Below are 26,322 nucleotides of genomic sequence, written 5' to 3' on the forward strand. Positions count from 1 at the left end.
TTGTTTGTGGTCTCTGCGGATTGGGATGGCGACTCTATGAACTGGTTCTGGTTTTTGCTGTTCAGTTTCACCAGCGCGTTTGTTTTGACGGCGCTGTTGCGGCGCTATGCATTATGCAAAAGTTTAATCGATATGCCCAACGACCGTAGCTCTCATTCTATACCTACGCCGCGGGGTGGGGGGGTCGCTGTCGTCGTGACGTTTCTGGTCGCGCTGTCGGTACTGTTGTTTGAGCAATTGATCCCCGTCGATTTATTTCTGTCTGCGATTGGAGCTGGAGCATTTGTTGCAGTAATAGGTTTCATGGATGATCATGGGCATATTGCTGCGCGATGGCGGTTACTGGGACATTTTGCAGCAGCGATATGGGCTCTTTGTTGGATCGGCGGTCTAGCTCCTATAAGTGTATTTGGCGAGCATGTCAACTTAGGTTGGCTGGGGTCGATATTGGCTGCATTCTTCCTTGTCTGGATGCTTAATCTGTTCAACTTCATGGACGGTATCGATGGCATTGCAAGCATCGAAGTGATTACTGCTTGCTTGGGTGCATGTGTGCTGTATGCATTGGGCGATGCGGATCACTTGGTTTGGCCTGCTCTTTTGCTGGCCTCTTCCACTGCCGGATTTCTGCTATGGAATTTTCCACAGGCCCGAATTTTCATGGGGGATGCTGGCAGCGGGTTCCTGGGTATTATCCTTGGTATCGTCACGCTTCATGCAGCCTGGACATCATTTATGTTTTTCTGGGGCTGGTTGATTCTTTTAGGGGTATTTATCGTCGATGCATCCCTCACTTTATTTCGGCGTTTGATTCGCGGCGAGAAGGTCTATGAGGCGCACCGCAGTCATGCCTATCAAGTTGCATCGCGTAGATACCGCAGGCACTGGCCTGTGACCGTTGTGGTCGGAGGAATCAACTTGCTGTGGCTGTTACCCATCGCGGTGTGCGTCACATGGTACGGGTTGGATGGGGTTATAGGTTTGTCCCTGGCCTATTTACCCTTGGTACTGCTTGCGATCAAATACGAAGCGGGGCAGGCTGAAGCCGGATGATTTTGTTCACGCGCTTAGGCGCAACTGGCTTGCGCACGCCTGGCTAGAAACGGCGTCGTTGCGTTATACAGGCGTTCAGATTTTATTAAGGCACGCGGCGAGGAAGAGGCTGATATTCCCTTTGCTCGTCTGTCGGTATATTCCGGCTTCCTTCATCAGGCGTAATCTAGGGAATAGGGCGCTTTGGCGCGCTTGTTCGAATTGTTCAAGTGCGCGTCGGTTTTCCGTTGTCAATGTCGGCTTGAATTCGGCCAATACATTGAGGTTCTGGTCGCTCCACTCTTTGAACCGTCCCGTACACATCTTGACCAAGCGAGTCAGTCGCGCCCTGAGGCCTGAGTTTGCTCCGATCAGGTTGCCGTCATGTTGCCGGTAATCGAGGGTGGGCGTCTGATCGAAAAAAACTTTGCCCCCACACCCGCTGACCAAGAGATACGTCAACCAATCGTGGGCGACAATTATTGACTCGTCGGGCGTTTTCGCCAATAACGCTCGGGCCTGACGATTTATCAGCATTGTGTTGGCCCCGGCTATACTTTGAACCAATGCGTTGCGAAAGTGAGGAGGCGCTGAAAAGCGCGGCGAAAGCCCGATGAACTGCCCGTCGGCAGAAACAAGACGGGTTCTGGAGCAGTAAAGCGCCGGCGTGTCTTGCAGGGGCTCGAGCTGGGCGATACTTCGTTCTAATTTGTCGGGAAACCAGACATCGTCCTGGTCACTGAATGCGAAGTAGTCCGCTTCAATGGATCGGTTTTTTATTAAAGACAGGAAGTTTTTTGCAAAGCCCTGATGCGGGCCATTTAGAATGATTAAGCGGTCTTCTCCATTCTGGAGCTGGAAATTCTTGAGATGCTTTATGGTGTCGTCGCTTGAACCGTCATCGGATGCGTAGATTACCCAATCCTTATGGGTCTGGGTTGCAAATGAGCGCAATTGTTCCTGGATATAAGCAGCGCCATTATAGGTGCAAAGTAGAATACCAACTTTGCTGTGATGAGTTGTCAAGTCGATATCGGCTGCTGTGTGCAGATTCAATTCGGTGTGAGAAGGGCGCGTATTCATTCTTAATCTCAAACATTGCCAAATAGATGCGGTGCCGGCGCTGGCTTGCAGCTATAACGATTTCGTAATTCGAGCCAGACTGTCCTTGCGGACGGGAGCCATGGCCGAAGCCTCCTGCAGCACGTACCGGATGGGTATTTTAAAGTGGATTCGTTAAAAAGTCTTTTCTACAGGCAGTTCGTCAGGAAAAAGTGATCTATTCGAAACGCTGAGTCACCGTTCGTGTATTGGTTCGATTTTTTTCTGAACTGGGACGAGCGCGATCGGCTCATGCAGAAAAATCACATCGCACCACTCGCGTGTGGTTTCGTCAGTTCATGAGTCCTTGATGTAACATTGGGGGGCTTAGCCTTGCTGTGGTGGCGTTACAGTGGCTTCATGAAAGCTCGTTCCGGGGTGATGGTTATAGGTTAGTTCGTCCGGGAGATGTGCTAAAACTGAACAGGCAGTACAATTCCAGCGCTGCGTCATTAAAAAAGGGAGTGAGCGACAGTGTTCGATGACGTTATGAAGGGGCTGAGGACGTTCCTCTTAGGCTTGCCGCGTCGGAAAAAACGCCTCATTCAAGTCGTTACAGATGTAGCCCTTGTGTGGTTGGCCCTCTGGCTGGCCTTCATCGTCCGCCTCGGCATAGATGACATGTATGATCCTTTGAGGGCTCATGTCTGGCTGTTCGCCTCCGCTCCTCTCATCGCCATTCCGTTATTCATCCGTTTCGGTATGTATCGAGCGGTCATGCGCTATTTTGGCAACGACGCTCTTGTAGCCATTATCAAGGCGGTCAGCCTTTCGTCGCTTGTTCTGGCGGTCGTTGTCTATTGGTACAGTAACCACCAAACGGTGATCCCACGATCGATCATCTTTAACTATTGGTGGCTGAGCCTTGTCATTATCGGCGGATTGCGGCTGTGTATGCGCCAGTATTTCATGGGGGATTGGTTTACGGCTGCCCAGCATGTGCCGTTTACCACTCGTGACGATGGCCTGACCAAGGTCGCCGTGTATGGGGCGGGCGTGGCTGGCAATCAGTTGGTTGCGGCGTTGCGCATGGGAAAGGTCATGCGTCCGGTCGCTTTTATTGATGACGACCCCGGCATTGCCGATCGTTCCATCTCGGGTCTTCAGGTTTACAAGCCCAAGCACATCCAGCAAATGATTGATGTAACGGGTGCGCAGGAAATTCTCCTTGCGTTGCCGTCGTCCACCCGTGCACGGCGCAGGGAGATCCTCAATCTGTTGGAGGGTTATCCGCTTCACATACGAAGCGTGCCGAACTTTACTGATCTGGCCAGTGGCCGGGTAAAAGTGGACGATATCCAGGAAGTCGACATCGCCGACCTACTCGGTCGGGATGCCGTACCGGCTCGCCCTGACTTGCTCAGGCGTTGCGTCAAGGGTAAGACAGTGATGGTGACAGGCGCTGGGGGCTCAATCGGTTCGGAGCTGTGCCGGCAGATATTTTCCTTGGGGCCGACCACGCTTCTACTGTTCGATCACAGTGAGTTCAATCTCTACAGCATTCTGTCCGAGCTGCAGCAGCGTACTGATCGCGAGTCTACTTCGATCAAGTTGTTACCGATCCTGGGTTCTATCCGTCATCCGGAAAAATTGCTGGATGTGATGAAAACCTGGAAGGTGGACACCGTTTACCACGCGGCGGCGTATAAGCATGTGCCGATGGTAGAGCACAACATTGCCGAGGGCGTGTTGAACAACGTTATAGGTACGTTGAACACGGCGCAGGCTGCACTGCAGTCGGGGGTTTCCAATTTTGTTCTGATTTCCACCGACAAGGCGGTGCGGCCGACGAATGTCATGGGTAGCACCAAGCGTTTGGCTGAGTTGACGCTTCAGGCCTTGAGTCGGGAGGTTGCGCCTGTGTTGTTTGGCGACAGGGCTAATGTATCGCGGGTAAACAAGACCCGTTTCACGATGGTTCGCTTTGGCAACGTATTGGGTTCCTCGGGTTCAGTGATTCCTTTGTTTCACAGCCAGATCAAGTGTGGGGGGCCGCTGACGGTCACCCACCCGAAAATCACCCGTTATTTCATGACGATCCCCGAAGCTGCGCAGTTAGTGATCCAGGCGGGGTCCATGGGGCAGGGTGGGGATGTCTTCGTGTTGGATATGGGTGAACCGGTAAAGATTGTCGAGCTTGCGGAGAAGATGATTCATCTTTCCGGCTTGAGCATCCGTTCGGAGCGCAATCCCCAGGGTGACATTTCCATCGAGTTCACCGGCCTGCGGCCTGGTGAGAAGCTGTACGAGGAGTTGCTGATCGGCGACAACGTTGCGGCTACCGAGCATCCGATGATCATGACCGCCAACGAGGATCATTTGCCTTGGGACGTACTCAAGCTCAAGTTGGGCGAATTGCTCGTCGCGGTCGAGGGAGATGATTTCACTCGAGTGCGACAGCTGCTGCGCGAGACTGTCCACGGCTATACACCCGACGGCGAGATCGTCGACTGGGTGTACCAGCAGCGCCGTCTCGAACCCTGATTGTTACACACTTCGAAACGTACACATTTTTGACAGCCATCCATCATCGCCTAAGTTTGAGAAGCAGCTTCGGAAAAGCTGCTTTTCTCTTAACGATGTCATGGAGCGTCACTTATGCGTACAAGCTACCTCTACTCGGTGATCTTTGCCTTGCTTACCAGCGCCTCGATCGTTGCTATCGCGGCCCCAGCGGCCAAGCCGGTGTCAATGGCTGCGCCACAAGCGGTGGAGCAACCGGTCACCACGCAAAGCGCCAAGGTCGATATCAATGGGGCAGATGCTGCGACATTGCAGCGCGAGCTTTCCGGCATAGGCAAGGGAAAGGCTGAGGCGATTGTTGCATATAGGGATAGTAATGGACCTTTCTCTTCAGTAGAGGAGCTGCTGGAGGTCAAAGGGATCGGAAAGGCGATCCTCGACAGGAACCGCGACAAACTGGAAGTGAATTGAGGTAACGAAGGAGGCCGGTCGAATCGACTGGCCTTTTTATATCTGGTCGATCTGGCACGATAAATGGTTGGTTGTTGGCAAACGATTGTTCAACAATCCCAGGCTTACCCATGACTAGCTCTCTCTCCCTGGCCGACCAGATCACCCTCGAACTGCGAGCCGATATTATCGGCGGTCGCCTGGTTCCAGGCATGGCGCTGATAGAAAACAACCTGGCATCCGCCTATAACGCATCACGCAATACCATCCGCGAAGCCTTGCATCGTCTCGGCCAGGAAGGGTTGACCCGTTACGTGCGTAACAAAGGGGTGATGGTCCGTAGGTTGGATGCCGATGACGTGCGGGATCTGTTCAAGGTCCGTCGTACCTTGGAGCTACAGGCCATCATGGCCAGCAAGCCCTTGAGCGACTATCAGTCCGACCGGATGCTCGAAACCCTTGAAGCGGCTGAGCTGGCTCGTGAGCGCGAGGACTGGCGCGCCGTCGGGACCCACGGCTTGGCGTTCCACCAGCACATCGTTGGGCTGATGCGCAGTCCTTTGCTTGATGAGTTTTTCACTAACGTGGTTGCCCAGATGCGCCTGGTGTTCTGTTCCGCTCCCGATGAGGCGCGCTTCCAGGCGCCTTGGCTCGCCCGAGATCGACAAATCCATGACTGGTTGGCTGAAGGCAACAAGCTCGCAGCCCTGGAGGGGATGAACCTTTATCTCGACGATTCCGAACAGTTGCTTCTGCACCTGTTGGTTTGCGCCACACCTCAATGAACAAAGGACCTCGCCATGTACAAAGACTACCCCGCTGCTTACCAGGTCAGCAAAGGCTCAGCCTTGCAAGTAGACCAACCCTTCTACGAGCGCATCCGCGCCGAGCAGGGCAAGCGCACGCTCATCGAGCAGTTCGAGGTGCCGATCCGCACCGGTCGCGCTTGGCATGTGCCAGCGGGGCATGTGTTTCGCGTCACCACACCGGTGGGGCCGCAGGTGGGAGACTTCAACGTCTGGAATGCCCATGATCCGCGAGAGCGCCTGTGGGCTGCGCGTACTCGGCAACTCCAGGGTGCGCATGTCAGCACCCACGATCGGTTGTGGTCGAACTTGCCGTTTCTACGTCCACTGGTGACGATTACTGATGACAGCCTGGCCGGCTACGGCATCGACGAGCATGGCGGGCGTCTACATGATCTGTTGGGGACGCGTTGTGATCCTTACGTGAACAAGATGCTGACCGGTGAGGATTTCCATCATCATTGCCACTCGAATCTGACCCGGGCGGTATTGCCTCATGGTTTGACCGAGTTCGATGTGCACGATGTGTTGAATATTTTCCAATGCACCGGGCTGAATCATGACGACATGTATTTCATGAAGGCGTGTCCGGCGCAGAAGGGTGATTACTTGGAGTTCTTCGCAGAGATTGATTTGTTGTGCGCGTTATCGACCTGTCCTGGGGGTGATCTGTCGTTGGCCATGTGGGGGCCGGATGCCGAGGATCCTTTAAGCGTCTGTCGTCCGCTGGGGGTGGAGGTTTACCGGTTGGAGGATTCGTTGTTGCAGGGCTGGAGTCAACCGGAGCGGGCGGCTTACAAGGGGCTGCATGGGTTGCATATTGCCAAGGCGGATTGGGAGAAGTAATTGTGTTTGCTGGTTTGTTGTGGCGAGGGAGCTTGCGGGAGTGTCAGATTTTTTGTGTGCGGGCCGGTAACGGCCTGCCGTTAGGCAGACCTTCATTTACCACGTCGGCCTGATGAACCGATCCCCGTACAGGATCGCGAACTGATTCATGGCGCTTTTCCAGTCATGGGCTGCACTGCCCCAGTTTGCGGTTATATTGCGCAAGCCCAGCCAGATTAACTTGGTGGCAGCTTCATCGGTTGGGAAGTGCCCCCTCGTTTTAATGATCTTGCGCAGTTGAGCGTTGATGCTCTCGATTGCATTGGTCGTGTAAATCACTTTCCGGATGGCGGGCGGAAAGACAAAAAACGGGATGACTCGATCCCAGGCGCGTCGCCAGGCAGCTACGATGGTTGGGTACTGTTTGCCCCAGGGGCCATTTTCGAACGAGTCCAAAGCCGCTTCGGCGGCCTCGGCGTTGATCGCTTGATAGATCGGCTTAAGCGCTTTGGCCAGTTCCCGACGTTTGTCCCAGGCTGCATAGTCGAGGCTGTTGCGGATCAGATGTACGATGCAGGTTTGCAAAGTCGTCTCAGGAAACACCGCGCTCAGGGCTTCTGGCATGCCTTTGAGACCATCGGTCACGGCAATCAGCACATCTTCGACTCCGCGTGTCTTGAGGTCATTGAAGACCTTCATCCAGAACTTGGCGCCTTCCGTTGTCTCGATCCAGATGCCCAAGATATCGCGGGTTCCGTCCGGTAATACGCCCAAGGCCAAGTAGATGGCCTTATTGCGGACCAGTCCTTCTTCCCTGATTTTGACCCGCAACGCGTCGAAGAAGATGACCGGATACATCTGCTCAAGCGGTCGTTGCTGCCAAGCGCCGATCTCCTCCATCACCGCGTCGGTGACCGAACTGATGAAGTCGTGCGAGACATCTGTCCCGTACTGTTCCAAGAGAAACGCGCGAATCTCGCGAACCGTCATGCCCCGAGCGTACATGGCGATGATCTTGTCATCGAACCCGGTAAAGCGCCGCTCATGCTTGGGAATCAGGATCGGCGCAAAGCTGCCATCGCGATCACGGGGAATCTCCAGACGAAGCGGACCGTCGTCTGTCAGAACGGTCTTGCCGCTTTTACCGTTGCGCTGGTTACTCGACTCCTCGGGACGCTCCGCGCCCTGAGGATAGCCAAGATGGTGGCCCAGCTCTGCGCCCAGGGCTCGCTCGATAAGCGCCTTCTTGAAGGCCATCGACGCATCCTGAATCGCCTCGGCAGTCATTGGGCCTTTGACGAACTGATCAATCAGCTCCTTCGGGATCGAAGGGAGCTCGGCTTTGGCCTCCAAGGCCGTCTTCTTTTTGGTTGGCATACATGCACCTCTTCAGCATGTTATGCCCGAACACAAAATTTCTGACAGTCCCGAGCTTGCTCCCTCGCCACAACAGCAGCTCAGCGATCCTTGGCCTCCTTCGCATCCATTTCCGCATTGCGCTCGGCAACACGTTTGCGTTGCTCATCCGTCAGTTCCACCTTGTTGGCGGTGTCACGCAGCATCATCAGGCCGCCAACGATCGAGCCGATGGCGACGATCAGGATCAACCAGGCATACCAGGGCATAGGGTTCTCCTTGAGTGGGGCAGTAGCCAAGCGAGTATTTCGCTGGCCATTGCCTCTACCACTTATGAGCGAAGGCTGTTCGCAGTGGTTCCATACTACGCCGGTTATGCCGGGTCCACCTTATAGCCCGGTCAACATCGCATCGGCCGGCGCGTCTGCGCGCAGTTGTGCCGTGAGGAAGAAATAGACGAAGCCGACTGCCATGAAGCCGAGGAAGATCAGCCCGATCAGCGTGTTGAACCAGGCCATCGCCACCAGGCACACCAGCGCCAGCGCCAGGGCGATCCCCGGTACGATCGGATAGCCGGGGGCGCGGAACGTACGTTCGAGATTCGGTTCGGTTTTGCGCAGTTTGAACAGGCTGAGCATGCTCATGATGTACATGACGATTGCGCCGAACACGGCCATGGTAATCATGGCCGCGGTCAAGGTCATGCCGCCGAGGTTGATCAGGCCGTCGCTGTAGATCGCCGCGATGCCGATCAGGCCGCCGGCGATGATGGCCCGGTGTGGGGTCTGGAAGCGTGACAGTTTGGCGAGGGACGCGGGAAGGTAACCGGCGCGGGCCAGGGCGAAGAACTGGCGTGAGTAGCCAAGGATGATCCCGTGGAAACTGGCTACCAGGCCGAACAGGCCGATCCACACCAGCATGTGCAACCAGCCGGAGCTTTCACCGACGACGGTTTTCATGGCTTGCGGCAGGGGATCGTTGATGTTTGACAGGGTGCGCCAGTCACCGACGCCACCGGCGAAGAACATCACGCCCATGGCCAGGAACACCAACGTCAGGATGCCGCTGATGTAGGCTTTGGGGATCGTGCGTTTCGGATCCTTGGCTTCTTCAGCGGCCATGGCCGCGCCTTCGATGGCGAGGAAGAACCAGATCGCGAAGGGAATGGCGGCGAACATTCCGGCAATGGCCGGTGCACCGAACACGTCGGAACCGGCCCAGCCGTTCAGGGCAAAGCTGCTGAAACTGAACGCGGGTGCGACCACGCCCATGAAGACCAGCAACTCGGCGACGGCAAGCACGCAGACGATCAGCTCGAAGGTCGCGGCCAGTTTCACCCCGAGGATGTTCAGGCCCATGAACACGATGTAGGCGCCGACGGCAGCGTGTTTCGGGTCGAGCGCCGGAAATTGCACATTCAGGTAGGCGCCGATGGCCAAGGCAATGGCCGGTGGTGCGAAGACAAATTCGATCAGGGTTGCCAGGCCGGCGATCAAGCCGCCTTTTTCGCCAAAGGCTCGACGGCTGTAAGCGAACGGTCCGCCAGCGTGGGGAATGGCGGTGGTCAGTTCGGTAAAGCTGAAGATGAAGCAGGTGTACATGGCCGCGACCATGAACGACGTCACCAGAAAGCCCAGCGTTCCGGCGACTCCCCAGCCGTAACTCCAGCCGAAATACTCACCGGAAATCACCAGGCCAACGGCGATGCCCCATAAGTGCAGGGTGCCCAGGGTGGGTTTGAGTTGTGTGTTCATCGGTGGCTCCCCTCGATAAATAGCAAAAGCGCTGGGGAGAGGGCAGTGCAGTGGACGTGCCACAGGGCTGGAACCGGTCGTAATAGGCGAAATCGTGTCGTATCGGGAATGTTCACTGCTGGATTGGCCGGATTTATGCCCCAGTTCGGAGCGTAGGTGTCTGGGCTGGCCTCATCGCGAGCAAGCTCGCTCCCACAGGGATCTTCGGTAGACGCAAAATCTCTGTTCACAACAGAGCCATTGTGGGAGCGAGCAAGCTCGCGAAGGGGCCCGCCCAGCCAACCATCAAGTCGATTTTTACAGATTCTTTATCCCCCACACCCTGCCTCGATCTCGCGCCTTTACACCCTCCCTGCCGACAATCCCCCCACACACGGCATGACGCCGTACCACGGAGAAATCCCATGAGTGTTCTGGACGGGGTGTCATTGCTGCTGGCAGTGGCGCTGTTCATTTATCTGCTGGTTGCGCTGTTGCGCGCGGATCGGAACTAGGAGCGGTTATGCACGGTTATGACTTCGGGCTGATCCTCGGCTTTTTTGCTCTGGTGCTGATTCCGGCACCGTTTCTGGGACGGTTTTACTACCGGGTGATGGAGGGCCAGCGTACCTGGCTGTCGCCGATTCTTGGGCCGGTGGAGCGCGGTTGCTACAAGGTGGCCGGCATTGATCCGACTGCCGAGCAGAGTTGGCAGAAGTACACCCTGGCCTTGCTCGCATTCAATCTGGCGGGATTTGTGCTGTTGTTTGCGATCCTGTTGTTGCAGGGTCATTTGCCACTTAACCCGGAAAACCTGCCAGGCATGGAATGGACCCAGGCCTTCAATACGGCGGTCAGCTTCGTGACCAACACCAACTGGCAGTCCTACAGCGGGGAGGCGTCCCTCAGCTATTTGAGCCAGATGGTCGGTCTGACGGTGCAGAACTTCGTCAGCGCCGCCACCGGCTTGGCCGTGCTGGTGGCGCTGTGTCGTGGGATCGGGCGCAAGTCCGCGACGACGTTGGGCAATTTCTGGGTCGACATGACCCGTGCCACCCTCTATGGACTGTTGCCGCTGTGCCTGCTGCTGGCGCTGTTTCTGGTGTGGCAGGGCGTGCCGCAAACCTTCGCGCAGTATGTGCACGGGGTGACGATGCAGGGCGTCGACCAGGTGATTCCATTGGGCCCGGCCGCCAGCCAGATTGCAATCAAGCAACTGGGCACCAACGGCGGTGGTTTTTTCGGTGTCAACTCGGCGCACCCGTTCGAGAACCCGACGGCCTGGAGCAATCTGTTTGAAGTCGCGTCGATCATCCTGATCCCGGCGGCGCTGGTGTTCACGTTCGGCCATTACGTCAAGGACCTGCGCCAGAGTCGGGCAATCATCGCCTGCATGCTGGCGCTGTTCCTGATCGGCGGCGCGACGTCGCTGTGGGCGGAATTCCAACCCAACCCGGCCCTTGATAACGCGGCCGTTGAACAGGCCGCGCCGCTGGAAGGCAAGGAGTCACGTTTCGGCACCACGGCCACGGTGCTCTGGTCGGTGACCACCACGGCAGCCTCGAACGGCTCGGTCAACGCGATGCACGACAGCCTCAACCCGCTGAGCGGCATGGTCGCGCTGGTGAACATGATGCTGGGCGAAGTAATTTTCGGCGGTGTTGGCGCCGGGCTCTACGGGATGCTGCTCAACGTGTTGATCGCGGTGTTCCTGGCCGGGTTGATGATCGGTCGTACGCCGGAATACCTGGGCAAGAAACTCGGCGCCCGGGAAGTGCAGTTGCTGGTGGTGACGCTGCTGGTGATGCCGGTGAGTGTGCTGGTGCTCGGCGCGATTGCCGCAAGCCTGCCCGGGCCCGCCGCGGCGGTGAGCAATCCTGGCGCTCATGGCTTCAGTCAGTTGCTCTACGCCTACACCTCGGCGGGGGCGAACAACGGTTCGGCGTTTGCCGGTTTCGGCGCCAACACGCCGTTCCATAACCTGATGCTGGGCCTGGGCATGTTGATTGGCCGTTTCGGCTACATCCTGCCGGTGCTGGCGTTGGCCGGCAGCCTGGCGCTGAAGAAGACCGCACCGATCGGCCAGAACAGCTTCCCGACCCACGGCCCGCTGTTCGTGACCCTGCTGACCGTGACCATCCTCCTGGTGGGTGGCCTGACGTTCTTGCCGACCCTGGCCCTGGGGCCGATCGCCGAACACCTGAGCATGGGTTTCTGAGGAATAGATGATGAATATGCCAATGAGCAAAACCGTCGTCGCCAAGGCGCCGGAACAACCGCAAACCCAGCTGTCGGCGCTGTGGCGGCCGGCGCTGGTGCAAGCCTTCGTCAAGCTCGATCCGCGCCAGTTGCACCGCGCCCCGGTAATGCTGGTGGTGGAGCTGACCGCGATCCTCACCACGGTGCTGTGCCTGGTTCCCGACGACGCCGTGCCGACTTTCGTCGCTGCGCAGATCGCCCTGTGGCTGTGGTTCACCGTGTTGTTTGCCAACTTCGCCGAAGCCTTGGCCGAAGGTCGTGGCAAGGCCCGTGCCGACAGTCTCAAGGCCGGCAGCGAAGGCCTGAGTGCTCGCCGCCAGACGGCGGACGGCTTTGAAGTGATTCCCGCCACCCGTTTGCGCAAAGGTGACGTGGTGCGTGTCGCCGCAGGGGAAATGATCCCTGGCGACGGGGAAGTGATCGAGGGCATCGCGGCGGTCAACGAAGCGGCGATCACCGGGGAGTCGGCACCGGTCATTCGCGAATCCGGCGGGGACCGTTCGGCCGTCACCGGCAACACTCGGCTGGTCTCCGACTGGTTGCTGATACGCATCACCAGCAATCCCGGCGAATCCACCCTGGACCGCATGATTGCCTTGGTCGAAGGCGCCAAGCGCCAGAAAACCCCGAACGAAGTGGCGCTGGACATCCTGCTGATCGGCCTGACGCTGATCTTCCTGCTGGTGGTGGTGACGCTGCAGCCGTTCGCCCATTTCGCCAATGGCAGCCTGCCGCTGGTGTTTCTGGTAGCACTGTTGGTGACCTTGATTCCCACCACCATCGGCGGGCTGCTGTCGGCGATCGGCATCGCCGGGATGGACCGTCTGGTGCGCCTGAACGTCATCGCCAAATCCGGCCGTGCGGTGGAGGCGGCGGGCGATGTCCACGTGCTGATGCTGGACAAGACCGGCACCATCACCTTTGGCAACCGTCGCTGTGCGGCGATCTATGCCGCTCCTGGGGTGAGCGCCAGGGAACTGGCTGAAGGCGCGTTGTTCGCCTCGTTGGCCGATGATACGGCCGAGGGCAAATCCATCGTCGAGTATCTGCGCGGCTTGCATCCCCAACCCGAGCCTGCTTTGGACGCGCTGACGGCGGTGCCATTCAGCGCCGAGACGCGGTTGTCCGGCGTGGATCATCAGGGGCGCGTCTATCGCAAGGGCGCGGTGGATTCCTTGCTGAGTTTCATCGGCCTGCCACGCAACGAGCTGCCGCCGGTACTGGCGCGGGAAATCGACAAGATCGCCCAGAGCGGCGGCACGCCGTTGCTGGTCTGCGTGGACGGCAGATTGCTCGGTGCCATTCACCTCAAGGACGTGGTCAAGCCCGGCATCCGCGAGCGCTTTGCCGAACTGCGCAAGCTGGGCATCCGCACCGTCATGGTCACCGGTGACAACCCGCTGACCGCTGCCGCGATTGCCGCCGAGGCGGGCGTCGATGATGTGCTGGCGGAGGCCACGCCGGAGAAAAAACTGGCGCGCATCCGTCACGAACAGAACGACGGCCGGCTGGTCGCCATGTGCGGCGACGGCGCCAACGACGCCCCGGCCCTGGCCCAGGCCGATGTCGGCATGGCGATGAACGACGGCACCCAGGCGGCGCGGGAGGCGGCCAACATGGTCGATCTCGACAGCGACCCGACCAAGTTGCTGGACGTGGTCCAGATCGGCAAGGAATTGCTGGTAACCCGCGGGGCCCTGACGACTTTTTCCATCGCCAATGACATCGCCAAGTACTTTGCGATTTTGCCGGCGCTGTTCGCCTCGATTTATCCACAGCTCGGCGTGTTGAACGTCATGCACCTGAACAGCCCACAGAGCGCGATCCTCTCGGCCATCGTCTTCAATGCCTTGATCATCGTCGTGCTGATTCCCTTGGCCTTGCGTGGCGTGCGAGTGCAGGCGGCAAGTGCGGCGGCGTTGCTGCGACGCAATCTGCTGATCTACGGCCTCGGCGGGATCGCGGTGCCGTTCGTGGGGATCAAGGCGATTGATCTGTTGCTGACGGGGTTGGGGTTGGTTTGAGCCTGAAGACATCCATCACAGATGTGTTTTCAACTGAGGATTTGAAATGTTCACCATGATTCGCCCGGCCCTGAGCCTGTTATTGCTGATGACCCTGATCACCGGCGTCGCCTACCCGTTGTTCGTCACCGGCGTGGCACAAATCGCTTTTCCGGAGCAGGCCAACGGCAGTCTGATCCACGATGCCGACGGCAAGGTCCGCGGTTCCCGATTGATCGCCCAGGACTTCACCGGCGATGCCTGGTTTCATCCGCGCCCTTCGGCCGGCGCCTTCGCCACGGTCGCCAGCGGCGCGAGCAACTTTTCCCCGAGCAACCCGGCGCTGGCCGCCCGGGTCATCGATGACGCCGGCAAGCTGCAAGTGCCCGGCCAGGGACCGGTGCCCCTGGCGCTGCTGAGCACTTCCGGCAGCGGCCTGGATCCGCACTTGCCTCCGGCCGCGATTGCCTATCAACTGGCGCGTGTCGCCACGGCGCGCAACTTGCCGGTGTCGACGTTGCAGCAGTTGCTCGACAGCCATATCGAGCGGCCTTTGGTGGGCCCGCCCGTGGTGAACGTGCTGGCGCTGAACCTGGCCCTGGAAAACCTGTAAACCGCTGTGGGAGCGAGCCTGCTCGCGAAAGCGGTAGCTCAGCCAACACTGTCGTTGACTGACCCACCGCATTCGCGAGCAAGCTCGCTCCCACAGGGTATCTTGATCAAATCTGAAAGAGACCCAGCATGAGCGACTCCGGCCGCGCCGATGCACTGTTAGCCAACCTGCCACGCAACGACCGTGGCCGCCTCAAGGTTTTCCTCGGCGCCGCCCCAGGCGTGGGCAAGACCTACGCCATGCTGCAAGCGGCCCATACCCGGTTGCGCCAAGGAACAAACGTCATCGCCGCGGTCGTCGAGACCCACGGGCGCGCCGAGACCGAAGCCTTGTTGAATGGCCTGGCGCAACAGCCGATGGTGCGTTCGGAATACCGCGGCGTGATGCTCGAGGAGATGGATCTCGACGGCCTGCTTGCCGCTCGCCCGAGCCTGGCGCTGGTGGACGAGCTGGCCCACAGCAACGCCCCCGGCAGCCGCCATGCCAAGCGCTGGCAAGACATCCAGGAACTGCTCGCCGCCGGTATCGACGTCTTCACCACGGTCAACGTCCAGCATCTGGAAAGCCTCAACGATCAGGTTCGTGGCATCACCGGAGTGCAGGTGCGCGAGACTTTGCCGGACTGGGTCTTGCAGGAAGCCGATGAGCTGCTGCTGATCGACCTGCCACCGCGCGAACTGCTGGAGCGTCTGCGCGACGGCAAGGTCTATGTGCCGGAACAGGCCCGCGCGGCGATCGATGCGTTTTTCACCCAGACCAATCTCACCGCCCTGCGTGAGCTGGCCATGCAGACCGCTGCCGCACAAGTGGACAACGACCTGGCCCAGGGTTATCGGCAACTGGGCCAGTCGGCTCCGGCGGTCCAGGGCCGGTTGCTGGTGGGCGTGGACGCTGATCACCAGGCCGAACGGCTGGTGCGCCACGCCAGCCGGGTCGCCCAGCGCCGGCATCTGCCCTGGAGCGTGGTGCATGTAGACAACGGCACGGCACGGGACGAGTCCTCGCGCCAGCGTCTGCAGAGCGCCCAGCAACTGGCGGAACGCCTTGGCGGGGAAGTGGTGCTGCTGCGGGCGGGAGAGGTCGCCAGGACGCTCATCCAGCACGCGATGCAACGGCGTGCCACGTTGGTGTTGGTCGGCCAGTCCCGCCGGCGTTTGCGCAGGCGCCTGTTCGGCGGCGGCCTGGCTTCGCGATTGCTGCGCGATGCCCGTGGGCTGGAGATCAACGTGCTGGACGGCGATGAAGCACCGCCGCCGCCCCGCCTGCGTCCGGGCACCGTCCAGACCGGGTTCGACTATGCGCTGGCGGTGGTCGCTACGCTGGCCGCCAGTGCCCTGGCCTGGGGAATTTCCGGGTTGCTTGCGTTGCCCAATATCTCCCTGGTATTCCTGATGGCGGTGTTGCTGGTGGCGGTGCGCAGCAGCCTCGGCCCGGCGCTGGCCTGTGCGGCGCTGTCGTTCCTGGCGTACGACTTTCTGTTCATCCCGCCGAATTTCTCCCTGACGATCCAGCGCGAAGAAGACGTACTGACGCTGGTGTTTTTCCTCTTGATGGCCGCCCTGACCGGCAACCTCGCGGCGCGCCAGCGTCGGCAATTGCAGGCGCTGCGCGACACCCAGCAGGAAACCGCTGAGCTGCTGGATCTGTCGCGCAAACTGACGGCCGCGACCGATCGCCAGGCCGTAATCAGCGCCGCCGTGCAACACCTCAACAGCGAGGGCGATCTGCAACTGTGCCTGCTCAAGCGCGACGCACAGCACGGCTGGCACGTCGAGACGGTTGCACCGTTGACCTTTACCGAGGCCGAGCGCGCTGCCGCCGACTGGTCCTGGCAGCACGATCAGCCGGCCGGCGCCGGCACCGCGACGCTGCCGTCCGGGCGCTGGTGGTGGTGGCCCTTGTCGTCTGAGGGTGGTCCGCTGGGCCTGTTGGGAGTCTGCCTGAAAGACGGCAAGCCGTTGAGCGGTCAGCGTCGCCGCTTGCTGGCGGCGCTCAGCCAGCCGCTGGCCCAGGCGCTGGCTCGGGCGCAGCTGGCGCAGGACCTGGAAGCGGCGCGGCTGCACGGCGAAACCGAGCAATTGCGCAGCGCCTTGCTGGCCTCCGTCTCCCATGATTTACGCACGCCCTTGACTTCCATGCGCGGCAGCATCGACAGCCTGCTGGCGCTGGGCGAGGCGATCCCGCTGCAGGACCGTCGCGAATTGCTCGAAGGCACCCGCGACGAAGCCGAGCGCCTGGATCGTTATATCCAGAACCTGCTCGACATGACCCGCCTCGGCCACGGTGCGCTGAAGCTGGCGCGCGATTGGGTATCGCCGGCCGATATCGTTGCCAGTGCGTTGAACCGGTTGCGGGCGGTACTGGCGCCACTGGCGGTCAGCATCGAGGTGCCAACCGGCTTGCCGCTGTTGTATGTCCATGCGGCGCTGATCGAACAGGCGCTGGTCAACGTGCTGGAAAACGCCGCGCGGTTTTCGCCGGCCCATGGTCGGTTGCTGTTGAGCGCCGCAGCGACGACCGATGAAATATGCTTCGCCGTGGCCGATGAAGGGCCCGGAATTCCCGAGCCGGAGCGTGAGAAAATCTTCGACATGTTCTACACCGCTGCGCGCGGCGACCGTGGCGGGCAGGGCACCGGGCTGGGGCTGGCGATCTGTCAGGGCATGGTCGGCGCCCATGGCGGGCGGATCAGCGTCGACGAGGGGCTCGATGGGCGCGGCACCTGCATCACCTTGCACCTGCCCTTGCAGGCACAACCGGGCATGGACGATGAAGCCTGACTGGCGCTGCGTTATGCTCTCGCCACTTGATGGAAATGAACGGACCCCATGAGCCAGAACGCGACCCTTTTGGTCATCGATGACGAACCGCAGATCCGCAAGTTCCTGCGGATCAGCCTGACCTCGCAAGGCTACAAGGTGCTCGAAGCCGAGACCGGCGCAGCGGGCCTGGCCCAGGCGGCGTTGAACAAGCCTGATCTTCTGGTGCTCGACCTTGGCCTGCCGGACATGGACGGCCAGCAGGTACTGCGCGAGTTTCGCCAATGGTCTGCCGTGCCGGTGCTGGTCCTGTCAGTACGCGCCAGCGAAGCACAGAAGGTCGAGGCGCTGGACAACGGTGCGAATGACTACGTGACCAAGCCTTTCGGCATCCAGGAGTTCCTCGCCCGGGTGCGCGCGCTCCTGCGCCAGGCGCCAGCGGGCGAGGCACCGTCGGCGGCATTGACGTTCGGCCCGCTGACGGTCGACCTGGCTTACCGCCGGGTCCTGCTGGACGGCGCCGAAGTGGCCCTGACCCGCAAGGAATACGCGGTGCTGGCGCAACTGGCGCGGCATCCAGGGCGGGTCATCACCCAGCAACAATTGCTCAAGGACATCTGGGGCCCGACCCACGTCGAAGACAGCCATTACCTGCGCATCGTCATCGGTCACCTGCGGCAGAAACTCGCCGACGACCCGACTCGGCCGCGGTTCATCGTGACTGAGGCGGGCGTGGGGTATCGGTTGTTGGAGGAGGGTGGGTTTTAGTCTTGTCCTGCCTGGCTGGCCTCTTCGCGAGCAGGCTCGCTCCCACACTTGAGCGCATTTCATTGTGGGAGCGAGCCTGCTCGCGAAGGGGCCGAAACAGTCACTCGAAGCCTTCAGCTCTGCTCGCTCTCATACCGATCCAGCGTATCGCTGGCTATCTCCCGTCCCAGCGCGATCAGCTCCGGTGCCTTGTAGAACTCGAAGAATCGGCACACCCGTTTTGGCACGTTGATCAGCACATCCGGCGGGTAGCCGGCGATCTTGTATTGGGCCAGCGACGTCTGCATCACCTCGAAGCTCTGGTTGATCAGATCGAGCAACGAGGCCGGTCCGACGTTATCGATGATGAAAGATCCGGTGGCGGATTTCGGCGCGCCTTCGATTTCGGGCGCGGCGGCCGGTTGCTGGCCTTCCGGCTCGGCCGAATCGAGCCATGGGTTGATATCGGCCGCCTCGGCCTTCAGCGCTTCCTGTTCCAACAGCAACAGTTGCTCGGCTTGTTTGCGGCGAAACGGCAACCGTGAACCGAGGGAACTGACCAAGGTGTCGAAGCGCCGCCGGAACGCGGCGGGGCGCTGGATCACAGGCAACCGGTATTGTTTCTGGTTGGTGGCGTTGAGGTTGACCGCGATGATCAGGTCGCAATGGCTCGACACCACCGGCACGATCGGCAGCGGATTGAGCAAGCCGCCATCCACCAGCATGCGGTTGCCTTGCATCACCGGGGTGAACAGGCTGGGAATCGCCGCCGAGGCGCGCATCGCCTGGTGCAGGCAACCTTCCTGGAACCAGATTTCCTGCTGGTTGGTCAGGTCGGTGGCTACCGCCGTGTAAGGAATGCGCAGGTCTTCGATATTGAGCTCGCCGACGATCTTGCGGATCTGCCCGAAGACTTTTTCGCCGCGAATGGCCCCGAGGCGAAAGCTGACATCCACCAGCCGGAGCACATCCAGGTAGTCGAGGCTTTCGATCCAGTTGCGGTAGTCTTCGAGTTTGCCCGCCGCGTAGATCCCGCCTACGACCGCCCCCATGGAACAACCGGCGATACAGGCGATGTCATAGCCGCGTCGTTCGATTTCCTCGATCACTCCGATATGGGCATAGCCCCGGGCGCCGCCCGAGCCCAATACCAATGCGACACGTTTTGTCATGAGCAGGCCTCTTGTAGAACAGAGCTCAACAATGCACTCATCGACGGGCCGGCTCAATCGCTGTAGCGCAGGCGTCGTTTTTTGACACGTCGCAGCAGCATTTGCGTATGCTCGTGCCCACTTGAATATAGCGGCCGCGCCGAGGCACTTTTTGCCGGCGAAACCGTCTTACCAGCACGACTGTTGACCTGACTTGAGGTGTTATCGATGAAAGCCCGGATCTGCCTGCCCCTGGTGGCGTCCCTGATGGTTCTGGCCTTGGCCGGTTGTGCCGGCAAGACCGCTTACCGCGACAGTTGCGGCAGCCAGCTCGACAGCGCGTGGCGCGAACTTGACCTGGCCAAGGCCGAAGGCTTCGCTGGCACCGTCAGCTACTCCAAGGCTCTTTCATTGCTGACCGGGGCCAAGACCCAGCAGCAATTCGAAGCTTTCGAGGGCTGCGCCAAGAAAGCCGAGAAGGCGCGTTTCTACATTCGCGAATCCCGCGCGGGGCGATAAACACAGCGGCGAGCTGCAAGCTGTAAGCAGAAGCGAAACTGCTTTTTCTTGCGGCTTGTGGCTCGAAACTCGAAGCTGCGTACGGAGTACGCCCGATGATTGATCGGCTGGTGGCCCGTATTCTGGGCCTGGAAGTCCGCCTGCTGGCCTGTCAGGCCCGCTTGAATGCCCATACCGACAGCGAAGCTTTGCACGACCTGCGGACCACCGTTCGCCGTTTGCGCAGCCTGCTTCGTCCGTTGCGCGGATTGCCCGGCGTCGAGCAGTTGGAAACAGCCGCTTCGGCAGTTGGCAGCCTGACCACACCCTTGCGCGACCGTGAGGTGCTGGCAGCTTATCTTCAGCAGCACGGCAAGACCGAGGCCGCGCAGCGACGCCAGCTGCAAATGGCCGAGGCCTATCCCGCCGTGGCCAGCAGTCCGGAGTTGGCGCATTTGCTGATGATCCTCGATGCGTTCCCACGCTTCATCCGCGCTGCCCAGCGCCAGGGTCTGCTTGCAGGGTTGCGCAAACGTGTCGAAAAGCGCCTCGACAAACAATGGAAAAAGCTCGGCGAGGCCTTGCGCGATCCGGCTCACGACCGCCACCGACTGCGCCTGCTGATCAAGCGCGTGCGTTATGCCATCGAAGCCTATCCCGAACTCGACCGCTTGCCGGAAGCGGCCATGCCCCGACTCAAGGCCGCCCAAGGCGCGTTGGGCGATTGGCATGATTGCTGGCAATGGCTGGCGCGTGCCGAGCAGGAAGCCGACTTGCGGGCCTGCGTACCGGTTTGGCGGATCACCATGGAAAAGGCCGAGGCCAAGTCCGACCGGGTACTCGAAAAACTCCTCGTCAGCTGCTTCGATAAGTCCGGAATCTACCCGTAACCCCTGTGGGAGCGAGCTTGCTCGTGATAGCGGTGTATCAGTCAATCCTTACGCAAACTGACCCACCGTCATCGCGAGCAAGCTCGCTCCCACAGGGAATTGAGGAGTATTCAGAACACACGGCTTTTCTGTCAGCCTCTTTGGCCGGAATGAGCGCTGTACTGCCCGCTTTGGATAGTTAATATCCATCATCGTTTCCCATCTCTTCGAGGTTGCCATGCGCTTTTCCGATTTGATCGATGCCGTGCGTCATCAGCCAGGCGCCGTCACCATTCCACCTGAGTGGGGTCAGGGCCGGGCCAGTTTTGGCGGCCTGGTGGCGGCGCTGCAATACGAGGCGATGCGTGCCCGGGTTCCGGCCGATCGCCCGGTGCGCTCGCTGGCGATCACCTTTGTCGGCCCGGTCGAACCGGATGTCCCGGTCAGTTTCGAGGTTGATATATTGCGTGAGGGCAAGGCTGTCAGCCAGGTGCTGGGGCGCGCTGTGCAGAAAGGCCAGGTGGTGACTGTGGTGCAAGGCAGCTTTGGCGCATCGCGAACCTCGGTGGTGGCGGTACAGGCTGATCCCGCGCCGCCGTTCAAGGACGTCGAGCAATGCCAGGAATTGCCCTACATCAAAGGCGGGACACCGGAATTCATGCGGCATCTGGCGATGCGCTGGAGCGTCGGCGGCCTGCCGTTTTCCGGTAACAAATCCCGAAGCATGGGCGGCTGGGTGCGCTTGCGTGGTGATGTGAAAGAGGAGGCGCTGGACGAAGGCCATATCCTGGCGTTGGTGGACGCCTGGCCGCCGGCGTTGTTGCCTCACCTGACGCAAATGGCACCGGGCAGCACGCTGACCTGGACCATCGAGTTCGTCCAGCCATTGCTTGAGCTCACGACATTGGATTGGTGCCAGTACCTGGCCGAGATCGAGCATGCCCAGGATGGGTATGGCCATGTCGCGGCGAAGTTCTGGAGCGCCGATGGCCGCTTGATCGCCATGAGCCGGCAGACGGTGACGATTTTCGGCTAAGGCGTTACGGCGATTCAGTGACGGTGGCGATCCCGCCAGGCCCGCCACCATCCGCCGCTGAGGAAAAAGCGTGGGAAGGTCAGGAACTGTTCCACCAGCAGGCGCGACATGGCGTCCTTGCGATCGCTGAAAGGTTCTGAGGCCTGCGCCTCGAGACCGTGGCCGTGGCGCTGCAATCCGAGTGCGGCGAGTACACCGATCACGCCGATGGCGACATCGCCCAGGCTCAGGCTGAAGACGCCCGATACGATCAACAGAAACGCGACAATGAACAGCGGCACCGCGATCAGATGCAACACCAGGTTGGTCGGGTGGCGGTGATTCTCGGGATAGGCGCGCCATTGCCAGGCCGGAAGGTTGGGGTGACGTTTGCCCATGATGCTTTGTCCTTGAGTCCGTGAAATCCGAATAACCCAAGAATAGGCCGGGCCAGGCAGGGCGGCGAATCACGGTTGGCTATCGTAACGATAGGCGTCATAGGCATATGGCTGTTGGGATGAGGCCAGCCCTGATGATAAAGGCTTCCTTCGTGAGAAGAACCCGCTCTTGTGGCGAGGGAGCTTGCTCCCGCTCGGTTGCGCAGCGACCGTAAAATCCTGGGGCCGCTGCGCAGCCCAGCGGGAGCAAGCTCCCTCGCCACAAGAGCTGTGCAGCAGATCCGGAATTACAGCTTCAACTGCCCAATCGCCCTGTTCAACTCACCCGCCAGCGTCGCTAGCTCATCGCTGGTGGTGGCCGAATCCACGGTCTGGCGCACGGTATTTTCGGTCACGTCGCGGATGCTCACTACGGCGCGGTTCATGTCTTCGGCCACCTGGCTTTGCTGTTCGGCTGCGACCGCGATCTGCGTGTTGCTCTCGCGCATCTGCGCCACCGCCTCGGTGATCTGCAGCAACGCGTCGCCGGCCTCGCAAGCCTGTTGCACGCAGTCGTCAGCCTTGTGCGAGCTTTGCTGCATGAACTCCACCGCATCGCGGGTGCCTGCCTGCAAGGCCGACACCATGGCGGTAATCTCGTCGGTCGAGGTCTGGACCCGCTTGGCGAGGTTGCGGACTTCATCGGCCACGACTGCGAAACCCCGGCCCATTTCGCCGGCTCGCGCCGCTTCGATGGCGGCGTTGAGTGCCAGCAGGTTGGTCTGCTCGGCGATGCTGTGGATCACGTTGACCACACCGTTGATCTTCTGGCTGTCTTCGGCCAGGCGCTGGATCATTTCGGCGGTCTGCTGCACGCCAGTGGACAGCCCGGTGATCGATTGCTGCACGCGACTGACCACTTGCCGTCCGTTACCCGCCAGGATATCCGTGGTTTTCGACAGGTCGCGGGTGGCGCCGGCGTGCTGGGCGATGTGATAGACCGTGGCGGTCATCTCATTGATGGCCGTGGCGGCCTGATCCGTTTCGCTCTGCTGGCCGAGCATGCCCTGGCGCACATCGTTCATGCTCGAAGCCAGGCGCGTCGCACCGTTATCCAGCTGTCGAGCAGTGCTGGCAACGGTGTCCACCACCCGCTGGTAGCCAGCTTGCATGGCATTGAACGCAGCGGCCATCTGGCCCACTTCGTCCTTGCAGGCCAAAGGCACGCGGGCGGACAGGTCACCACTTTTCTCCACATGCAGCATCACGTCTTTCAACGTGTTGAGCTGACTGAGAAGAAAGCGGATCAATAGCTGCGATGCTCCCAACATCGCCAGCATCAGCACGAATACTGCCACGGCATATTGACTGAAGCGTTCGCCGAACACCTGGCCCAGGCTGACCCCTCGGACCTGCTGTTCAAGGTGCATGGCATAAAGCACCAACAGCAATGTGGTGACAAAGGCGACCGCATTGACCGCCCAGAATTTGTACTTCAGCGAGATATTGCTAAGCCAGGCACCCATGGAAGGTTTTCTCTGATAGCGGAAACAGTTTTGGCAAGGTGCCAGTATTCTGCTGCTATGCAGGGGGCGGGGTTTTGATGTGGGTCAATGGATACCAGGGAACCCTTGTAGGAGCGAGCCTGCTCGCGAAGGCGATCGATCTACTGCAGATAATCTGACTGACAGACCGCTTTCGCGAGCAGGCTCGCTCCCACAGGGGCCCATTCCGGTCAGGAAATCACCGGCAAGCCGAAAAACGCCCGCGCACACGCCGTGCTGTGGGCCGCCAGGTCTTCCTCGCTTTCGCCCCGGTGCAAGGCGACTTCACGCAATACGTCTGTCAGATAGGCCGGCTCATTACGACCGTTCTTGGGCTTTGGGCGCAGGGTGCGGGGCAGCAGATACGGGGCGTCGCTTTCGAGCATGAGCCGGCCGCGGGGAATTTCCCGCACCAACGGATGCAGATGTGTGCCTCGGCGCTCATCGCAGATCCACCCGGTAATGCCGATGTGCAAGTCCAAGTCCAGGTAACTGAACAGCGCTTTTTTCTCACCGGTAAAACAATGCACCACAGCGGCGGGCAATCGGTCGCGAAAGTCCCGAAGAATCTCCAGCAGTCGCTGGTCGGCGTCGCGCTCATGGAGAAACACCGGCATTTGCAACTCCAAGGCGAGCGCGAGGTGTTCTTCGAGGACTTTTTCCTGCAGCGGGCGAGGAGAAAAATCACGATTGAAATCCAACCCGCATTCACCCACCGCGCGCACACGGTCCTGCTTGAGCAACTCGTGCAAATGCCTGGCGCTGTCAGCTGTCCAGTCGCTGGCGCTGTGGGGGTGGATGCCGGCGGTGGAAAACAGTCGCGTCCCGTCCTCGTCGAGCTGCTGGCATAGTTCGAAGGCCTGTTCGCTGCCCTCGATGCTGGTGCCGGTCAGCACCAACTGGCAGACCCCGGCGGCATAGGCGCGCTCAAGCACCGCCTGGTGTTTTTCGGCGAAACTGGGGTTGGTCAGGTTGACGCCGATATCGATGAGTTGCATGGTGCTACCTCGGCCCAAAGGCCGGAAAGCATACCAGAGCTGTAGATTTATAAAAAAAGCCAAGAACTACAATGAGTTGCGGCTGTCTGTTGAGGCCACGAGACAGGTCGGGGTGGTATCAATGCCATCGCTGTGCCAGTCTTTCGCACTTTTCAGCGCCCCACGGTGCTCTGTTTTGCCGAATCAACCACGGTTTGCCACCGGGTTGGCTCGGCAACATTCTTCCGGAGTGTGGATGGTTCGTCCCCAGGTATTGCTACTGCTGTGTTGTTCGCTGCTGTTGCCAATGGCGGCCGAAGCACGCCTGCCCGGACCGTTGCAAGTGGTGGCGCCGGGCACCGTGCGTGATCTGGCGCAGATCCGCAGCAGCCGGGTACTGAAGGTGCTGGTCAACCAGAGCCGCAACAGCTCCGGTGAAGTCCAGGGTCAGCCCATCGGCGTCGAATACCATCGCTTGCGGGCCTTCGAACAGTACCTCAATGGTCATGCCCGGGATGGCCAGGAAATCACCCTCAAAATCATTCCCAAGGCCAAGGATCAATTGCTCGGCGCACTGCAGCGCGGGGAAGGGGATCTGGTGGCGCCAGGCGAATTGCTTGAGCCGCAAGCCGGCCATGCGGTGAGCGCCAGTGAGCCGATACGCACCGATGTGCCGTTGCTGCTGGTGGGGATCAAGGGCGAAAAGCGTTATTCGCGCGTGGAGCAATTGTCTGGCAAGACCCTGGCGCTGCCCAACGGCAGTGCGGCGGGGGATGCGGTCAGCCAGATCAACCAGAAGCTGGCGTTGCTCAAGTTGCCGCCGGTGAAAATCGAATGGGTCGATCCCACCCTGGCGGTGGAGGATGTGTTGGAGATGGTCCAGGGTGGGATCTTCCACTTGACCATCGTCGAACAACCCATCGCCGAACGCTGGGGCAAGATCCTGCCCAAGTTGCGTTTCGACCGCCAGGTGCTCATCGGCGAGCCGAGTGATGAATATTGGTTCGTCCGCCGCGACGCCGCCATGCTGCGGGCGAGCATTGATCGATTCCTCACCACCTATAAAGTCCCCGACAACCAGGACGCCGCATTCCTGCGTATCTACCGACGCTTGTACCAGGTTCACTACCCGCTGGCCCGGGCCAATCGCCAACGCCTGGAAAAACTTCGGCCGGTGCTGCAAAAACATGCCCAGGCCCAAGGCATGGACTGGCTCAACCTGGCGGCCCTGGCGTTCAAGGAATCAGCCTTGCAACCCAACGCGCGCAGCGGCAGCGGCCCCACCGGCCTGATGCAGATCACGCCGTCCGCGGCCCAGCGGGTCGGGGTCAACAACATCCAGGACCTGGATGCCAATGTGCAGGCCGGCGCCAAATACCTGGCCATGATCCGCCGCAAATTCTTCTCCAGCCCCAAGCTCAACGAGCGCGAACGCATGGCGTTTGTCCTGGCTGCGTACAACATGGGACCAGAGCGCGTCCAAGGCATGCGTGCCGAGGCCCGGCGGCGAGGCTTGAACCCTGACCAGTGGTTTTTCCAGGTCGAGCGAATAGCCATGGAGCAGGTGGGAATGGGCGCCGTCAGCTACGTTAACAGCGTGAACAAGTATTACCTGGCGTTTGATCGAGAGCGTGAATCCCTAGAGCCGCAAGAGCGGAAAGTGGCTTCGACTAAATCATCTAATTTATAGATTGGTTTGGTGGGTTTTTTGCGCTTTTTACTCGAGATTATTTGATTAATATGG

General features: G+C 60.0%; 23 protein-coding genes. 15 read left to right on the forward strand and 8 right to left on the reverse strand.

Translation table 11 applies throughout. From position 1 onward, the window contains the following. Window positions 1-36 precede the first annotated feature (36 nt). Window positions 37-1,053 (forward strand): MraY family glycosyltransferase, encoded by a 1,017-nt coding sequence (locus J3P84_RS08705; RefSeq protein ID WP_434629373.1) that lies wholly within the window; start codon window positions 37-39, stop codon window positions 1,051-1,053. A gap of 75 nt (window positions 1,054-1,128) precedes the next feature. Here the strand turns inward: J3P84_RS08705 and J3P84_RS08710 are convergent, their stop codons facing one another. Continuing rightward, a complete protein-coding gene (locus J3P84_RS08710; protein ID WP_434629375.1) occupies window positions 1,129-2,115 on the reverse strand; it encodes a glycosyltransferase family 2 protein in 987 nt (328 codons plus the stop codon). Window positions 2,116-2,622: 507 nt separating this feature from the next. Between J3P84_RS08710 and J3P84_RS08715 the strand changes: the two genes are divergently transcribed. The 4 genes from J3P84_RS08715 (at window position 2,623) to J3P84_RS08730 (ending at window position 6,698) form a co-directional block, all read left to right on the forward strand. Next, window positions 2,623-4,617: a polysaccharide biosynthesis protein gene (locus tag J3P84_RS08715; RefSeq protein ID WP_434631221.1), complete on the forward strand. Its 1,995-nt coding sequence runs from the start codon at window positions 2,623-2,625 to the stop codon at window positions 4,615-4,617. Window positions 4,618-4,731: 114 nt separating this feature from the next. Continuing rightward, window positions 4,732-5,067, forward strand: a complete 336-nt coding sequence (locus tag J3P84_RS08720; protein WP_434629378.1) for a ComEA family DNA-binding protein — start codon at window positions 4,732-4,734, stop codon at window positions 5,065-5,067. A gap of 110 nt (window positions 5,068-5,177) precedes the next feature. Then, window positions 5,178-5,831 (forward strand): GntR family transcriptional regulator, encoded by a 654-nt coding sequence (locus J3P84_RS08725; RefSeq protein ID WP_434629381.1) that lies wholly within the window; start codon window positions 5,178-5,180, stop codon window positions 5,829-5,831. 15 nt (window positions 5,832-5,846) lie between these two features. Next, window positions 5,847-6,698, forward strand: a complete 852-nt coding sequence (locus J3P84_RS08730; protein ID WP_434629384.1) for an urea carboxylase-associated family protein — start codon at window positions 5,847-5,849, stop codon at window positions 6,696-6,698. Between the two features lie 96 nt (window positions 6,699-6,794). On the opposite strand, the gene J3P84_RS08735 is transcribed toward J3P84_RS08730, so the two are convergent. The 3 genes from J3P84_RS08735 to eat all read right to left on the reverse strand — a co-directional run bounded on the left by J3P84_RS08735 (window position 6,795) and on the right by eat (window position 9,787). Continuing rightward, on the reverse strand, window positions 6,795-8,054 hold the full coding sequence (locus J3P84_RS08735) for an IS256 family transposase (RefSeq protein ID WP_434577927.1): 1,260 nt from the start codon (window positions 8,052-8,054) through the stop codon (window positions 6,795-6,797). 80 nt (window positions 8,055-8,134) lie between these two features. Beyond that, complete coding sequence (locus J3P84_RS08740) at window positions 8,135-8,302, reverse strand: DUF2897 family protein (RefSeq protein WP_003183831.1); 168 nt, start codon at window positions 8,300-8,302, stop codon at window positions 8,135-8,137. A gap of 120 nt (window positions 8,303-8,422) precedes the next feature. Next, window positions 8,423-9,787, reverse strand: a complete 1,365-nt coding sequence (eat, locus tag J3P84_RS08745; protein ID WP_434629387.1) for an ethanolamine permease — start codon at window positions 9,785-9,787, stop codon at window positions 8,423-8,425. Between the two features lie 404 nt (window positions 9,788-10,191). Here eat and kdpF point away from each other — a divergent pair, with 404 nt between their 5' ends. From kdpF to J3P84_RS08775, 6 genes are all read left to right on the forward strand, one after another. Beyond that, window positions 10,192-10,281: a K(+)-transporting ATPase subunit F gene (kdpF, locus tag J3P84_RS08750; protein WP_003218754.1), complete on the forward strand. Its 90-nt coding sequence runs from the start codon at window positions 10,192-10,194 to the stop codon at window positions 10,279-10,281. A gap of 8 nt (window positions 10,282-10,289) precedes the next feature. Beyond that, on the forward strand, window positions 10,290-11,984 hold the full coding sequence (kdpA, locus tag J3P84_RS08755) for a potassium-transporting ATPase subunit KdpA (RefSeq protein ID WP_434629390.1): 1,695 nt from the start codon (window positions 10,290-10,292) through the stop codon (window positions 11,982-11,984). Between the two features lie 10 nt (window positions 11,985-11,994). After that, window positions 11,995-14,049, forward strand: a complete 2,055-nt coding sequence (gene kdpB / locus J3P84_RS08760; RefSeq protein ID WP_434629393.1) for a potassium-transporting ATPase subunit KdpB — start codon at window positions 11,995-11,997, stop codon at window positions 14,047-14,049. Window positions 14,050-14,095: 46 nt separating this feature from the next. Next, window positions 14,096-14,641 (forward strand): potassium-transporting ATPase subunit KdpC, encoded by a 546-nt coding sequence (gene kdpC / locus J3P84_RS08765; RefSeq protein ID WP_434629396.1) that lies wholly within the window; start codon window positions 14,096-14,098, stop codon window positions 14,639-14,641. 128 nt (window positions 14,642-14,769) lie between these two features. After that, the gene (locus J3P84_RS08770) at window positions 14,770-17,421 is read left to right on the forward strand and encodes a DUF4118 domain-containing protein (protein ID WP_434629399.1); all 2,652 of its coding nucleotides are present in this window, start codon (window positions 14,770-14,772) and stop codon (window positions 17,419-17,421) included. Between the two features lie 48 nt (window positions 17,422-17,469). Further along, window positions 17,470-18,168 carry a response regulator gene (locus J3P84_RS08775; RefSeq protein ID WP_434629402.1) on the forward strand — a complete coding sequence of 233 codons (699 nt, stop codon included), beginning with the start codon at window positions 17,470-17,472 and terminating at the stop codon, window positions 18,166-18,168. Between the two features lie 113 nt (window positions 18,169-18,281). On the opposite strand, the gene J3P84_RS08780 is transcribed toward J3P84_RS08775, so the two are convergent. Beyond that, window positions 18,282-19,319 carry a patatin-like phospholipase family protein gene (locus J3P84_RS08780; protein ID WP_305499728.1) on the reverse strand — a complete coding sequence of 346 codons (1,038 nt, stop codon included), beginning with the start codon at window positions 19,317-19,319 and terminating at the stop codon, window positions 18,282-18,284. A 207-nt stretch (window positions 19,320-19,526) separates the two neighbouring features. Between J3P84_RS08780 and J3P84_RS08785 the strand changes: the two genes are divergently transcribed. The 3 genes from J3P84_RS08785 to J3P84_RS08795 all read left to right on the forward strand — a co-directional run bounded on the left by J3P84_RS08785 (window position 19,527) and on the right by J3P84_RS08795 (window position 21,701). Beyond that, a complete protein-coding gene (locus J3P84_RS08785; RefSeq protein ID WP_014337256.1) occupies window positions 19,527-19,817 on the forward strand; it encodes a hypothetical protein in 291 nt (96 codons plus the stop codon). Window positions 19,818-19,912: 95 nt separating this feature from the next. Continuing rightward, the gene (locus J3P84_RS08790; RefSeq protein ID WP_434629406.1) at window positions 19,913-20,686 is read left to right on the forward strand and encodes a CHAD domain-containing protein; all 774 of its coding nucleotides are present in this window, start codon (window positions 19,913-19,915) and stop codon (window positions 20,684-20,686) included. Between the two features lie 217 nt (window positions 20,687-20,903). Further along, window positions 20,904-21,701, forward strand: coding sequence for an acyl-CoA thioesterase (locus tag J3P84_RS08795; RefSeq protein WP_434629409.1), 798 nt, complete (start codon window positions 20,904-20,906; stop codon window positions 21,699-21,701). 14 nt (window positions 21,702-21,715) lie between these two features. Here J3P84_RS08795 and J3P84_RS08800 read toward each other — a convergent pair whose 3' ends face one another. The 3 genes from J3P84_RS08800 to J3P84_RS08810 all read right to left on the reverse strand — a co-directional run bounded on the left by J3P84_RS08800 (window position 21,716) and on the right by J3P84_RS08810 (window position 24,599). Then, a complete protein-coding gene (locus tag J3P84_RS08800; RefSeq protein ID WP_305499732.1) occupies window positions 21,716-22,078 on the reverse strand; it encodes an Mpo1-like protein in 363 nt (120 codons plus the stop codon). 287 nt (window positions 22,079-22,365) lie between these two features. Next, complete coding sequence (locus J3P84_RS08805) at window positions 22,366-23,583, reverse strand: methyl-accepting chemotaxis protein (RefSeq protein ID WP_434629412.1); 1,218 nt, start codon at window positions 23,581-23,583, stop codon at window positions 22,366-22,368. A 209-nt stretch (window positions 23,584-23,792) separates the two neighbouring features. Then, complete coding sequence (locus J3P84_RS08810; protein ID WP_434629415.1) at window positions 23,793-24,599, reverse strand: TatD family hydrolase; 807 nt, start codon at window positions 24,597-24,599, stop codon at window positions 23,793-23,795. Between the two features lie 235 nt (window positions 24,600-24,834). On the opposite strand from J3P84_RS08810, the gene J3P84_RS08815 reads away from it, so the two are divergent. Next, window positions 24,835-26,268 carry a transglycosylase SLT domain-containing protein gene (locus J3P84_RS08815; RefSeq protein ID WP_434629418.1) on the forward strand — a complete coding sequence of 478 codons (1,434 nt, stop codon included), beginning with the start codon at window positions 24,835-24,837 and terminating at the stop codon, window positions 26,266-26,268. Window positions 26,269-26,322 lie beyond the last annotated feature (54 nt).

The sequence above is a fragment of the Pseudomonas sp. Z1-29 genome, from assembly GCF_051131995.1.
In the GTDB taxonomy this organism is placed as follows: Bacteria; Pseudomonadota; Gammaproteobacteria; order Pseudomonadales; family Pseudomonadaceae; genus Aquipseudomonas.